The 14,610-nt window shown below is 48.8% G+C and carries 11 protein-coding genes and 1 pseudogene; 8 read left to right on the top strand and 4 right to left on the bottom strand.

All coding sequences use genetic code 11. From position 1 onward, the window contains the following. The first annotated feature begins 34 nt into the window (after positions 1-34). The 5 genes and pseudogenes from JW799_RS11370 to JW799_RS30070 all read left to right on the top strand — a co-directional run bounded on the left by JW799_RS11370 (position 35) and on the right by JW799_RS30070 (position 7,062). Positions 35-325 (top strand): hypothetical protein, encoded by a 291-nt coding sequence (locus JW799_RS11370; RefSeq protein WP_205429872.1) that lies wholly within the window; start codon positions 35-37, stop codon positions 323-325. A gap of 96 nt (positions 326-421) precedes the next feature. Then, complete coding sequence (locus JW799_RS11375) at positions 422-2,128, top strand: hypothetical protein (protein ID WP_205429873.1); 1,707 nt, start codon at positions 422-424, stop codon at positions 2,126-2,128. Between the two features lie 21 nt (positions 2,129-2,149). Then, a complete protein-coding gene (locus JW799_RS11380; RefSeq protein ID WP_205429875.1) occupies positions 2,150-5,512 on the top strand; it encodes an ABC-three component system middle component 1 in 3,363 nt (1,120 codons plus the stop codon). A gap of 34 nt (positions 5,513-5,546) precedes the next feature. Then, positions 5,547-6,818: a hypothetical protein gene (locus tag JW799_RS11385; protein WP_205429877.1), complete on the top strand. Its 1,272-nt coding sequence runs from the start codon at positions 5,547-5,549 to the stop codon at positions 6,816-6,818. A 77-nt stretch (positions 6,819-6,895) separates the two neighbouring features. Next, positions 6,896-7,062, top strand: a pseudogene (locus JW799_RS30070) (DUF3732 domain-containing protein). Positions 7,063-7,272: 210 nt separating this feature from the next. On the opposite strand, the gene JW799_RS11395 reads toward JW799_RS30070, so the two are convergent. Together JW799_RS11395 and JW799_RS11400 are read right to left on the bottom strand one after the other, a co-directional pair. Further along, entirely contained in the window at positions 7,273-8,241 is a 969-nt protein-coding gene (locus tag JW799_RS11395) for a tyrosine-type recombinase/integrase (RefSeq protein WP_205429881.1), read from the bottom strand. After that, the gene (locus JW799_RS11400; protein WP_205429883.1) at positions 8,234-9,220 is read right to left on the bottom strand and encodes a tyrosine-type recombinase/integrase; all 987 of its coding nucleotides are present in this window, start codon (positions 9,218-9,220) and stop codon (positions 8,234-8,236) included. The genes JW799_RS11395 and JW799_RS11400 overlap by 8 nt, the downstream gene beginning before the upstream one ends. Positions 9,221-9,380: 160 nt before the next feature. On the opposite strand from JW799_RS11400, the gene JW799_RS11405 reads away from it, so the two are divergent. Next, complete coding sequence (locus tag JW799_RS11405) at positions 9,381-9,905, top strand: SGNH/GDSL hydrolase family protein (protein ID WP_240353240.1); 525 nt, start codon at positions 9,381-9,383, stop codon at positions 9,903-9,905. Positions 9,906-9,978: 73 nt separating this feature from the next. Beyond that, a complete protein-coding gene (locus tag JW799_RS11410; RefSeq protein WP_205429885.1) occupies positions 9,979-10,788 on the top strand; it encodes a protein-glutamine gamma-glutamyltransferase in 810 nt (269 codons plus the stop codon). Here JW799_RS11410 and JW799_RS11415 read toward each other — a convergent pair. Both JW799_RS11415 and xylB read right to left on the bottom strand, forming a co-directional pair. Beyond that, the gene (locus JW799_RS11415; RefSeq protein WP_205429887.1) at positions 10,776-11,972 is read right to left on the bottom strand and encodes a hypothetical protein; all 1,197 of its coding nucleotides are present in this window, start codon (positions 11,970-11,972) and stop codon (positions 10,776-10,778) included. The two genes, JW799_RS11410 and JW799_RS11415, sit on opposite strands and share 13 nt — an antisense overlap. Positions 11,973-12,064: 92 nt before the next feature. After that, entirely contained in the window at positions 12,065-13,540 is a 1,476-nt protein-coding gene (gene xylB, locus JW799_RS11420) for a xylulokinase (RefSeq protein ID WP_205429890.1), read from the bottom strand. Here xylB and JW799_RS11425 point away from each other — a divergent pair. Continuing rightward, positions 13,485-14,588 (top strand): ABC transporter substrate-binding protein, encoded by a 1,104-nt coding sequence (locus JW799_RS11425; protein ID WP_080833811.1) that lies wholly within the window; start codon positions 13,485-13,487, stop codon positions 14,586-14,588. The genes xylB and JW799_RS11425 overlap by 56 nt on opposite strands. Positions 14,589-14,610 lie beyond the last annotated feature (22 nt).

Genomic DNA, 14,610 nt, shown 5'->3' on the forward strand with positions numbered 1-14,610 from the left:
ACCCACTTAGATTATTAATGGGAGGTTGCTGCTGGTGATTCAAATTAAAAAGAATTCTGTGATCCTTGAAATGGAGCGGAATGACCTTTGGCAACTGGGTACTGCGCTAAAAAATGGGATCATTAGTGAGTGTAAACTGAAATGGATTCGATATTTTCAAGGCGATTCAGAACTTGAGTTTATTCATTACGTACGAAGTAACCATCACCTGATCTTTAAATATCTCGAAGAAATATACTCCTTTTTGGAACGAACCGATCTGTTGGAATCTCTAGAAACAGAATTAATCAAGCTATTTCAAGATGATCGCGGAAGTGGAAATTGACGTAGAGTAATGTTATAAATATACGGTTTACAGGAAGGGTTTACCAATGTATGATTGTCATTAAAGGCTATAGATATGTCTATCCAGAGGTGTACAATGGTTGATTTTACGCATGTTTCCGACATAATTCCCTCTCACAGTGGTCTGCAGGTCTGTATTTCGGACAGTAAACCGGTTCAAGTGCTTCAGTGGCAATGTCAGGGTGAGCCGACAGCTGACCTCGAGAGAGGGATTTATACTACACACCCTTTACATATAGAGAAAGCTATAGAATTTGTCCGTTTGGCAATACAAACTTGCTCAGAACTGGTACTAACACCGGAATATTCGTTTCCTAGTGAAGTGCTGGACACAGTGGTAGGAGACCGTAAGCTTTGGCCTGGAAAAGGCTCCTTATGGTGTTTAGGCATGCAAGGGTTTGCACTTCAGGAGTTTGCCGAGAAGCTCGAACGTTGGACAAGCACTGGACACACACTGGTAATCAGGGACGCTTTTGAAAGATTAACTCATCGCCATTTTGTCGATCCGCTCATTTATTTGTTTGTTTTGGACGATGGGCGTTTGTGTATACTCCCGCAGTTTAAAACCATACCTATGGCAGATAAATGGAATGAATATGAAGCCAAAGGCCTTTGTACCAGCGATTTAATCTATGTTTTCGACCTATGTGGAAACAGTCATGACCAAAATCGTTTTCTATCCATTCTTTGTTCCGATGCGCTTGGGGTAGAACCGAAAGATATCTTAGAGTTTACTGAAGGTAAAAATCTTACAATTTTCCATGCTCAATTGAATCAAGAACCAAGGCATAAGTACTTTCGTGCTTTTCGCAGCTATTTTTTCGAACGCAATACCGGCCGGGATGTTCGGATTATAACCTTAAACTGGGCTGAGGGAACTGTTATTGATGGACTAAGATTCGACAAACCATGGTCGGCTTTTTACAAAAAGACGCTCAAAGGCGAATTGGTTGAACGAAGTCTTAGAGCTGTAAATCATGCCAAAGGTACTTATTATGCATTGCATAATCATTACACTGAGATTTGGTACTCGCATAGGGAAGAGCATTGCAAACGCTTTGATATCAACAAAGGCTTTCAAATCGGTGCTTCTTATGCCGCAACTGTTCATAATGAACCAGTTACCCAAGAGTACTACTTGTACAATGTGGCGCAGCGTTCATGGCATCCGGCACCAAGCGGATCCCAAAACTTGAAAGACTTAATCGAAGGTGGTGGCCCCGATTACGACTTCCCGCTGAGAGCAAATCCGCATGATTGTGATGCGTTTTTTGGCCTTTGTTTCGGTCATTTTTTAGAAGGAGAACTCAGTGCGGAAGACGATGAACTTGTCACCAGATTGCTGTCCGGCTCCGATAGCGAATCGGATCAAAAGCGGTTTGCCAAGGCCGCTCAGTATAACCGATTAATAAAACTGATTAAAAAACAAGATTTCCCTCAGGAATTGGAAAACTTAATTGACAATCACTTTCTACATCTAGACTCACCTACAGCCGAAGAAAAATTAAAATATGGCAATGTTTTTCCGAAAAGTCTCCCACCAGAACAAATGCATCCAGTTTTTTCGGCACTCTTCATCATTTCCGGGTATACAAGTAAAGAAGAAGTTGCAAAGCAGGTAGATGAAATCAGCATGAAACTGCACCCAAGCTTTCGTAATAGAGTGGTAATCTATTATTTCTCACCCGAGTCCGGAAAATATGAATATTTCGACGAACATTTAAGACAAACGAGAATAGACAAGGCGACATTTTCCAAATCACTAAGTTCAATTAAAGGCTAGGGTATCTCCAGGGAGGATAAGATGAGACTAGGGGATTTAATTGAGCAACTTCATTTTAAGAATGCCGTAGAGGCACAGACATTTCGTTTTCGGAGTCAATTATTCAAAGTCTTTCGAGTGAAACGAACTGAGAAGTCATTGCCCGAAATCGTATTCTCGGAATATTTTTTCGTAGAAGTGTCCGAAACAGCGATGTCCATGATGACGGAAGATGACGACCTTTCATATTTTCGTGATTTTCAGACCAAACTTCTTTCCAATACTTTCTTTTCCTATAAAAACGATGTACGCTGGAACCTTTATTTAATTCTGGTTATTGAGGAATATGAAATTATTAAGGACAACAGCATGCTGCAAAAAATTGAGAATGATGCCGACTATGCACGCAAATTTGTCGCAACGCCAGCCGATGTTTTGAAATGGCTGGACAAGGAATGGCTACATACCGCTGCAGAGGACATATCGGAAGAGGTTGATCCTTTGCAGGAGTGGACAGATCATTTGGAACCCGTCCAATTAACGGGATGCTTGACCCAACCTTTTGCTACACAGTATGTAAATCAATATCTAGCCGGACAACCATTTATATCAGCGGAAGTTCGTCCCAGTGCTCGTAGAGGTCAGAATTACGACGAGTATGAAGAGAAAATTGAAACCATCAATACAATTTGCTTTGACGGATTTCGTAATCACTGTTTTGCACATGTAGAGCCGATTCTTCCCACAACCGTCAACCTGCTTCACGGTCCGAATGGTTCTGGAAAAACTTCAGCCATGGAAGCGATCGAGTATGCGTTAACCAATGACATTCGACGCTGCTCGGAGTTCGGAGACAAATTGGAAGAAACGGCAGAAACATTTAAGGTAATGTGCACGACAGCATCCCAACAGATGTTGTCGTTTCAACCTGGAAAACCTGTAGCTTTATATAAGAAGTTAGCTCAAGCGTGGTATGGAGTTCCTACTGGACGGCAATCGGAACTCAACTACTATTTCCACCGGTTCAATTACTTTGATTCAGAGGCTGCTTATCGATTTGCGTTGAACGAAAGCGGCCGTGACGAAACCGAAAAATTCGATTATTCAGATAATTTTAGCCGACTCGTATTTGGTGATACTGTCATAGAAACGCAAAAAAAATGGCAGCGTTACAAACAAGAATTCGATGAGCAGTTGAAAGCTTTGACAAAACAGCAAAATGAGATTACATCGACAATAAGAAAGTTGAATGAGCAGATTTCCACCCTAAGCAGAACGGAGCAGGAACAATCTATTGATCTCGACACCTTATTGAAATCCATTCGATTGAACGAGTTAAATAGAGGACGAGAAGCAGGTGAATCGACACTGGAATATTTGGAGCGCCTTGCCTTCCTCTTGAAGTCTGTGGAGCCACGGCGAAAAGAAATTATTGAGTTCCCTTCATCAATCGTCACATTGTCGCTGGAACATATCCAGTTAGAGTTGCAGCAACAAAAGGACAAACTCAATTTGTTGATTCAGGAGAAGGACAGCAAACTTGCTCAGCAAGAGCAGCTAGAGTTAGAACTTGATCGGTTCCGTTCGGAATTGCAAAAGATTGAAGACCAAAATCTCGACTTCAAACAAAGTCTTGACTCTATCAGTAGAATTTTAATGGAATGGCAGGGTATTCGGAAAATAATCGAAACACCTTCACAGGTAGACCTAAGACGGGAGCTAGAGAACAGAGCGGAGTTGTTGACCAAAAAGTTAGATGCCTTGCAAAGATTCGAAGCCAAGTACAGCCGTGTGTTATCTTTAACGAACACCGAGTTATCCCTTTTATCCCATGCAGAATTACAAGAGCTTCAGAAAAACTTAGAAGGAAAAGAAGTAATGTTGATCCAGTTGAAAAACCAGCTTGAAGCAGCTGAGAAATTCATGGATCAGGTCAGCACTCTGCTTTCCCGTCTTCATCATCTGGGCAAAGACTTTCTTGAATTGGAACAACATTCGACGGTCTGCCCGCTTTGCAAGCACGAACATGGTACGCATAATGCATTGGCCAGTGCGATTCATTCCGCTATGTCGGTGAATGAACAAGGGGAAAGCAACATTGATAATCTACGACGAAATGTCGACTTGTTAAAAACTGAAACGGAGTCATTGAGGGAACGAATGGCGCAGCACGACAAAAAAAAACGTAATAGGGAGCAGGTAACAGAAGCATATAATGAGTTAATCAATTATCTGATATTTGATATCAGTGCTAGTCTACAAAGCCCGGAAGAACAATTGCAAGCTATTAAAGCCCTGTTTTCGGCACAAGTAGAGTGGAATGAACAGCGGGTTACTGTACAAAAACAACTGCAGGTGCTTGATGAAACGGGGTTCAGAAAAGAGACAATCATCCAAGCAGAACTGTTTCAAAAAGAAAATGAAATGTATCGGGAGTTTACGGAACAGCAATCTTCTGCTTCATTTGAGGAACACGTGATCATAAGGCAGAAGGATTTGCAAAAAGAAATGGCAGTGACAAATAATTTGTTGGAGCGGTTGCAAAAGCACATAGCTGATCTTCAACAACGTTTGCAGCAGTTTTCTTTCAAAGAACTGGATCTGGCCATAGAAGATCAGGAAAAACAAATCGAGTCGTTGCAAAGGTTTACTGAGAATATGGAGAGCTTATTCACCGATTTTGATTTGGAAGGACACGATAATTTGCGAGTCTGGGCCATTCAATTGCAAAAAGCTTTGACGCAAATCGACCTTCTGCTTGAAAAACTTCGAAGTCAACAACAGGAAGTGCAATTACAGTCGGAGTTGGCAGAGGCAAATAAAGAACTCGACGTTCTCAAAAATCAGTATGAACGCTGCGTGAGAGCTTGTACAGCACTGGAACAACTGAGACCGCTAAAGACATTTACGGAGCAGTTCATTGGCAAAAATATTACTAAAATAGAACGTTTCTTTAAGATGCTTCATACACCTAGGGAGTTTGATGAATTGATTTTAGAGAAAGAAGGATTGACACTGCTTAGGAAATGGGATGGGAAAAAGGTTAAAGCTTTCCAAATGTCATCCGGACAACGTGCTTCTTTAGCTCTTTCCGTCATGTTTGCCGTACACCTTGCAGCTCCAAGCGCTCCTAAATTTATCATTATGGATGAACCCGTGGCAAATATGGATGATCTCCATCTTATGAACCTTTTGGACTTGCTTCGAGACCTTGCGTTGTCCGGCAGACAAATCTTCTTTACCACGGCTAATCCTGATGTGGCGAACTTGTTCCGTAGAAAATTTAGCTTCTTCCAGGAACAATTTACGCATTTTGAATTTACTCGTCATTCCGGCGAACCAGTACACATTCGATCAATTAAGTACACGCCTTATATGGAAAGTCCGTTGTCTCAAATCAGCTAACTTTTGAGCTAATGATGGAAAGGATGCTCATCTTATGATATTTTCCTCAAGTCAACATATTCATTCTCTTTTATGGCGTCATTTTCATAGTGGAGCAGGCGCGGCTGGTTATTTAAGAGGGAAAATCCCCGGTTTGTCTCAATATCTCAACACTTTCTTCGCCAGCCGCTCAGATTTTGAGCGTTTGCAACGAGCAGAGTTTTTAAGTGAACGTATCTTGTCTTTGACAGACTTTGCTGATATGATCCCTTTGCGTGCAGAGGTGGCAACTCTAGAGATTAAACGTTTGATTGCTTATAAAAAGCAAACTGATCATACGGCTCATACCTTATATTTGTTCTTACTGGGAATATGGGTCTACGATCATATCCCGGAAATAAGACAAGCTGTTGATGCATCGATTGACAGTAGCAAGCCGGTAAAAATGTTTATATTTCAATGGACTTTTGCCTCTTTGCTCCATGATGTAGGCTATTTGTTTTATGATTTTGAAGAAGGTCTTAACTCGCCGTCATGGAATTTGTATGATGAGATGTTTTCATTTGATTTTATTCAACGATTTTCTGGAAGTTTAAGTGATAATGGAATAGTGGAACTGAGAGAACTATGGAATAAATTCATAGAAATGTATGATTTACCGAAGCATGCGGAACTAAAAAATTCTAGACAATTAATCGAAAAACTTGATGATATTCCATGGCTCGCCGAATTGCTCCCGACATATCAATCTGGACTACAAACAATGAACTCTTCGTTTAGCATCGGACCTGGATTGCCTCAATTTGCTTACCAAATGGCTAAAACCGGTTACAGTGGTCAACCAGTTGTCGATCATGGAGTAGCAAGCAGTCTAATCTTGTTAAAATATACGTCTGTATGGTATTGGTTAAGTAAAAAGGCGGCTGAAACATACCCTCAGCTTCATGAAGAATTGAATATTCTCTTTCATTACTATCCTCATGTGTTGGAAAAACATGTAATTCCCGCATGTAGAGCAGTATCCTATCATAATATGCCGGGTGTCAAGTTTAATCTTAATCAAGAACCTTTGCTCTATTTGGCCGTGCTTTGTGATGAATTGCAAATTTGGGACCGTTTTTTGTCCGGATCGGAATATATCAACAACTGGAAAACGGTTGAGCATTGTATGGCTGAGAATATCCTAGCGGAGATTATTTACGGAGAAACTGAAGCACCGTTGTTGCACTTAATGGTTTCTCCTAACCAATACAAAAAAATGCATGACTCTTTGGAAAAAAGAGTGGAGCAATGGAACCGCTTTGTGCAGCTTTCTGTGACCGATTAAATCTTTCCTATATGAAGGGGCATCGACGAACAATCGGTGTCCTTCTGTCTATTATATGCAGCCGCGGCTTTAGTGAAATGGGCAGTGGGGCAAACTGGTTGGCATGTCACGTTATTTTGTTTTTATGTTCCCTTCATTTCTTGCAATCCAAGAAAAATCATCTTTACCATCTATACTGTTCTTAGACCAACCGAGCCAAGCTTTATTTCCCGGAGAAAGCATAGTTGATGACCGCAAATCATGATTACTGACCATGTTGGTAGGGAGAATATAATTTTTCGAACTATGTAAGAAAGAACTGGCGTGGAAAAGAGAAGTTATAATCATTCATTGAATGTCCTGAATGATAGGCAGGTACTATTATACTTATGTGGTATGATAAATCTTCGTGATAATAGATACAAAAATTATGACCGAAAAGGAGCGGAAACCAAGCTTTCCGCTCCAACCCAGATTACATATTACGTTTCATATTTTCGACGGGACTGAATTTTTTATGCTGCTGTTTAATATCACTACTGAACAATTCAACATAATACTCTACCATATCGAGCGAGGCATGTCCCAATATACGTCGTAAGGTGAAGGGATCACCGCCATTCAAAATGTAAAACTTCGCCATCGTATGGCGGAAAGTGTGGGGCGAGACCCGTACCCCTTGGATGCCTGCCGCTTTACCGTAGGTCTGCATTTTTTCCTGTAACGCCCGGGGACTGATCGGTTCGTTGTTGATATTGACGAACAGTGCGTCCGTCTCCAGATCGCCGCGTATGTCCAGGTAGTTACGTATTATTTTTGCGCACGTTTGCTGGAACGGCACGCGGCGGGCTTTTCCTCCTTTTCCCTTGCTAATCCGAATCTCCTGCTCTTTGAAGAACAAGTCCCCGGTTTTCAGGTTACATAGTTCGCCGATCCGCATGCCGGTTTCTAGCAGCACAATCATCATCGTGTAGTCACGGAAGCCGGTGAACGTTTTGCGGTCCGGTTGTTCCAGCAGATCGGCTACTTGTTCTCTGGTAAAGGTTTGAATCATCAGCTTTTCCGCTTTGACTACATGCAACTCATCCGCGATATTATTTGTCATCCAGCCTTCCTCGAACAAATACCTGAAGAACTGCTTGACGCCTTTAATACGCCCATTCACCGTATTGTCGGACTTCCCTCGGTCGATCAGATAGGCGACAAAATGGTTTTTGACCTCGCGGGAAGTCACAGAATAGATATCGAGCGGAACTTCTTGTTCCAGAAAAGCATCTTTCATTTGTTGAACGCTGTCCTGATAAAATCGAAGCGTGAGTGGCGAAAGGTTTTTTGCTTTGCAATCGAGAATAAAAGAATGAAGTAAATCGTCGAAGCTTAATTGTTGCTTTGCGGAACTGGAACCATCGACGGTAGTCAGTACGTTTTGCCTGCGTTTATTCATACTGGCTCACCCCGCTTTTGTCGATGGCGTCCGGAAATTCGTTTACCATATGCTCGACCGGGCTGAACTTTCCATGTTGAATTTGCAGGTCTCGAGAAAACAGTTCGACATACATTTCCGTCGTTTCCATCCGCTCGTGCCCCAAAATGCTTTTTAGCGTAAATATGTCGCCGCCGTTTAGTAGATACTGTTTCGCCATCGTATGTCGAAAAGTGTGGCAGGAGCATTGGATACCTTTGATACCTGCCGCTTTGCAATATCGGGAAATCATACTCCGGATTCCCGTAGCTTTAAACGGGCGATTGTCCAAGTTGATCCAAAGGCGGTCGTGTTCCAGCGTTCCCCGTTCCTGTAAATACCGTTTTAGTTCGAACGAGCATGTGCGTTGAATCGGCACTTGGCGGGCTTTCCGTCCTTTGCCTTGCTGGATGTGCAGCGATCCTTCTTCAAAGTTAATATCTGTAATCCGGAGGTTCGCCAGTTCCTTCAATCGGATGCCGGTTTCTAGCAGCACTAGCATCATGACATAATTACGATAGCCGGTGAAGGTGAAGCGGTCCGGTTGAGCAAGCAATCGTTGCAGATGACCGTCCGTGAAGGTATGCGTCAATGAGGGCTGAACCTTGAACGGTTTCAATTCGGAGGAAATGTTCGTTTCCATCCAACCTTCGCATGTAAGGAATTTGAAAAACTCTTTAAGGATACAAAGGTTACAATTCACCGTCCTCAGTGCCAATCCCTCGTCCAGCATGCCGGGGATAATGCGGTGGGTCAGATCATAAGGGGTTAGCGTACCCAAATTCAGTTTCTTAGTTTCGAGGTGTTGCTTGAACTTGGTCAGCCCTTTGCGGTAACGGCGAATGGTTTCTTCCGTCAGATTTCGGATTTTACATTCCTGTAAGAAAAGATAAACGGCTTCATCGAAAGTAACGTTTGAACTTTGCAATCTTTTTGCTGGATCATTTTTTTGGCTTGACACTTCGCATATCCTCCATTGAGTGTTATGCGAGGTAAAGCGGATATACGAGTCGACTAGGGGGTGGTTCGTATAACAACCCGGTATACGATTTCGTAAAACTTTCACGAAAAACCGAGTTATTTACACTCAGATGGAACAATTTATCCATCGGCTAAAACCTTTGATACATAAGGTTTTTCGGCATTTTGGAGGGTTTTGTTCACCTCCTTCCGGCTCGTATAACATCGTATTCATCAACCTCGGCTTCTCCGGCAGCGGCAAAGGCGAGCCCGAGCTGTCCCGCATCATCGCGACGATTCCGGACGTGGATTGTCTGGTGCTGGACTACGAAGCGAACAGCGTTTCTCCCGAGCTGTACGCCCAAACGCTGCCCGAATTTATCCGAATCTACCGCGAGGCTCGACCGAAAACGCCCGTCCTTGTGCTGTCCCGGATTATGTTCGCCCGGCAGCTGTTCGATGCGGAGGCGAGAAGGCAGCAGGAAACGCGCAAAAAGATGCAAATCGAGCTTGTCCGTTCCCTCCGGGCGGCGGGAGACCGGCACCTTCATTTTCACGACGGGGAAAAGCTGCTGCTGCATCACGGCCAGGAATGCTTCGTGGACGGCATTCACCCGACCGATCTCGGCCTGATGCAGATGGCCGACGGCCTTGAGCCGGTGCTGAAAGGCATCCTGAGAAAATAGAAGGTTGACGAGGCTGCACCCGCGCCGCTTTTTCCCCGTACAATAACCCATAACGGGTAAAGGGGGAACCGGCATGATCGTCATAGCGGGCGGCAGTCAACCGGTCGATGCGTCGGGCCTTTCCGCGCTGGAAAGGGAAATCGTCAGGCAAAAGGAGCGGAGCGCGACCGTTTACCGGTATGCATCCGCGGAAGCCCTTCTGTTCGAGCTGATGATGAGGAGCGCGATCGTGGCCGAGGCGCAGGCGCTGAACGAGAGCGGGGTCGGCTTCGCCTCGTTCGAAAAATCGCGCTGCAACGAGCGATACTGGACGCGGAACGAAATGGGCGGATTTCGGCTCCGGGACGGCGTGACGCCGGCGGAAGGGCTGCGCGACATTTTCGTAAACGGACCGGCTTACGCCTTCGAATGCGCGACCGCGATCGTGATCGTGCTGTACAAGGCCATTTTGGACATGAAGGGCGACGCAATCTTCAACGCTTATTTTCCGAACCTGCTGCTGTATGATTGGCATTACGACAACGATCTGCGGTTCATTCGCAACGACGGGGAGGAGTCGTTCCCGGGGGATGTGCTTTATTTCCGGAATCCCGACCACGATCCGGACCGCCCAGAGTGGCAAGGGGAGAACGTGGTCAAGCTGGGCGACGATCTCTATTACGGACACGGCGTCGGGATCGGGTCGGCCGAGACGATGATCTCCGCCCTGAACCGGGCGAGGCGGCCGGGCAGCGACGTTTCCGCCTATATGGAAGATCTCGTGCTGCTGCCGGATTTCGAGTATATCCGTCGCCTAAACGCGAGAACCGGACGACGAACGGGCCGGAACGACCGTCCGGACCCGATCGTCGCCCGGATCGGCGTCAAACGCTATCGCTTTTGACCGTATCGATGGCCTCCCGTATCCAATCCATGCGTTTGCGGGGGATAAGAATTGTAAAACACGTACCCGTTTGTGCCCGCGCGTCGTGCGGCCGTCACCTTGTCGATAAGCTCTTGCTTGCCGCGCACCTCCGGGTAGAAGACGCGCAGTCCCGTAAACAGCTCGGTTCCGTGCGCGTGCCGGCGCGACAGCGCCATTTGGGTTCCGACCGGTTCCGCTCCCGTGTCGTAGCAGCAGACGACGATGCCGTCGTTCACCTTGGCGATCGCTTCGAAATCGACGCCGAACAGCCAGGAAGAGTCGGGCGTAAGCAGGCTGAGAAAATAAAGCCGGGTCCGCTCGGGCACGACGGCCTTCAAATCGCCGGCGAGCGAGGTGACGACGGTGGCGCGCCAGCGGAGATAATCCGCTACGTCCGGATAATCCTCGAAGTAGCCGATGCCTTCCCGCATGAATCGCTCGTCGTCGCTGATCGGCAGCTCCCGTTCGCACAGCTCGTCCAGCCATCCGCGAACGATCCGTTGCGCGCCGGCGATGTCCAGTCCGTCCCGGCTGGCCCGCTTCTTGCAGGAGTCGCAGAAGCACAGCGACAGCAGGAACTCGTCTTTGACCGTCAATCCGACGCCGTCTTTTTCGTGATGGAATTCGTGCGGAAAGCCCATGAAGTTGAGCGATTCCAGCTCCAACGCGCGAAAGGGATACCGGGCGAGGTCGGCCAGCATCGTCGTCATGTAGAGCCGTACGTCCTCGTTGCTAGGGCAAAGATTGTAATAATAGGCGTCGCCGTAAGCGTTCTTCACGGTCGTATCGGGATACTCCATGCCAAGCTTCGTGTTGTGAAGGCAAACGGTCCATCCGGAAATATCGAGCCCGTGCTTTTCCGCCGCTTCGAACGCGCGGTCCCAGAAATCGGGCGTTTCACGGATAAGCGAAGCGGCGGCCGGCCGGATCCGCAAGGAGCGGTAGTTCGCTTCGCGGAAAGGAAAGTACAGGGTGCCGTCTTCCGGAAAATAAACTTTGCGCTTCGGGCTTCTCGGCTGGAGAAACCTTCCCGCGTGATAACTGGTCGTCAGGCTGACGCCGGTCAGTCCGGTCGCGGCGATTTCCGCCATCGCCTCTTCGATTCCGATATCGAGCAAGTCCCACGGGTATGTCCATAGCGAATAATGCATGCGTTCGTTCACTCTCCTGCAGCGGATTTAACGGTTTGCGCTCCCGGCGGGAAAAGAATGTTCCGGGGGAAGTTTAAATAGGGTCGTAGGGTCGTGGCTTTTGTTCAAAGTTGCCCCATGAAGTCGCAATATTTCAAATATTTCGCATAATGGCGTTCGTACTCGGCAGCGGCCTCCGGCTCCGGCGGCACGGTTTCGGCCGGCCGCGACAGCTTCCGGGAGATAGCTTTCAGGTCGGGAAACATGCCGACCGCGACGCCGCCCAGCATCGCCGCGCCCATCGAGGAAGCATCCGCTTGGGGCAGCAGCTCGACCGGCTTCCCGAAGACGTTCGCCAAAATCCCCGGCCAGAGGCCGATTTTGGCGCCGCCTCCGCCGACGCGGATCGAGCCGATCGCTCCCGGGTTCATCCCCTCCAGCAGCGCCAGCGTCTCCTTCAAATTGTAGGAGATGCCTTCGAGGACGGCGCGAAACAGGCCGGGGCGCCCGGTCGACACGCTGAGTCCCGCGAACGATCCGCGCATGTGCGGGTCGAAGCGGGGCGAGCCGCCGCCGGCCAGAAACGGGAGAAACAGCACGCCGTCGCTGCCGGGCGCCACTTTCGCCGCGCTTGCCCCAAGCTCCTGCAGCCGTTCATAGGATAAGCTGTCGTGAAACAGCGAAGCCAACCAATTGAGGCTGAGTCCTCCCGAAAAATGCGAACCGAGCGCGTACATCGTCCCGGGAAGCGCGTGCGGGTGAAACGTGACCTTGCCGTATCCGCGATCGTCGAAGCCGCCCGTCACCGACAGCATCGTGGCGCTCGTGCCGATCGTCAGCGCCGTGTCGCCCGGCTCGATTGCGCCGGTGCCGAGCGCGCCGGTCGCCATGTCGGCCGCCCCGGCCGCCACCGGAATGCCTTCCGGCAAGCCGAGCCGTTCGGCCATCGGCTTCGCCAGCGCGCCCGCGATTTCCGCCGGTCCGAGCACGTCAGGCAGCAAATCCGCGCGGAAGCCCATTTCCGCGGCGAGCGGCTTGTCCCATGCCTGCTTGACGGCATCGAAAAACAGGCTGTTGCCCGCGTCGGTCGAATCCGTCGCGAAGCGCCCGGTCAGCCGGTAGCGGAGATAATCCTTCGGGAACAAAAACCGGGCGGCCCTGTCGTACAGCTCGGGGAATCGTTCCTTGACCCAGAGCAGCTTCGGCGCCTGAAACGCGTCGATCGCCGGATTGCCCGTGCATTCGCGAATCCGGGCGCCGTGCGTCTTGCCGAGCCGCTCCGACTGTTCGAAGCTCCGGCTGTCCGCGAGCGGAATGCAGGGGAGAAGCGGTTCGCCGCTTTTATCGACGAGGACAAGCCCGCTCATATGGCCGGACAGGGAGATGACGCCGATATCCTTGCGACCCGAACGCTCCATGCAGGCGGCTGCCGCGCGAACGGCCGCTTCGATCCATTCCTCCGGCTGCTGTTCGGACCACCCGGGACGGGGGGAGAGGCTCGGATACGGCTGCGAAACCACGCAAACGACCGATCCGTCTTCCTCCATGAGCAAGCTTTTAACCGATGACGTTCCCAAGTCCAACGACAATATGAGCGCCATCGACGTCCCCCCTTCCCGGTTCGTCGGCCTTCGCTTCCGCGGAAAAACGGATGTCCAGCGAAAAACGGTCTCCCCGGATGTAGCTTTCGACAAACTCGACAGCCGTGTCGTCGGCGACGGAAAGTATACGATCGGCTACGATATTTACTCCGTCGCCAACACGTGGTCCGTGCAGCTGTACAAAGAGTTCGAGTCGGAAGTCAAACGCCACCAGGATCGAATCGAGAACGTCATCTATACCGAATCCGAAGGCAAGGTGGACAAGCAGATTTCCAATCTGGAAGATTTGATCGTCAAGGACGTCGACGTCATCATCACGACGCCGAACTCCCCGACCGCTCTCGTGCCCGTTCTGAAAAAAGCGCAGGACAAAGGCATCAAGGTCGTGCTGCTCGGCGCCAAAATCAATGCCGATACGTACGACGCGCTCATCACGGTGGACGATTACGACTTCGGCAAGGCGGGAGCGGAATGGCTGGCCGAAACGCTCGGAGGCAAGGGCAAAATCATCGCGCTTAACGGCATGGCGGGCATCTCCGTAAGCGACGAGAGATGGCAGGGCGCGAAGGAAGTGTTCGACCGCTATCCGGACCTCGAAGTGCTGTCCTCGGTCAACGCGGATTGGGATTACGCAAAAGCGAAGCTGGAAGTAGGCAACCTGTTGGCCGCGAATCCGCAAATCGACGGCGTCTGGTCGCAGGGCGGCGGCATGACGCTGGGCGCGATCGAAGCGTTTCAGGCCGCAAACCGCGCGCTCGTGCCGATGACGTCGGAAGACAACAACGGTTTTCTGAAAAAATGGAATTCTCTGAAAGAAGAAGGGTTCCAGAGCATCGCGGTCGCGAAGCCGACCTGGCTCGGATCGGAAGCGCTCCTGCTGGCGTTGGATATGCTGGACGGCAAGGAAGTGCCAAAGGATCAAATTCTCGAGGTTCCGGTCATAACGACGGACAATCTGGCCGAATTCGTGCGCGAGGATTTGCCGGACAGCTTCTGGGCGAACAGCCGGATGACCGACGAGGAAGTCAAAGCCACGTTCAGCGAATAACGTCACGAGTATGGAGGTCCGA

The organism is Cohnella algarum (genome assembly GCF_016937515.1).
Lineage (GTDB): Bacteria > Bacillota > Bacilli > Paenibacillales > Paenibacillaceae > Cohnella > Cohnella algarum.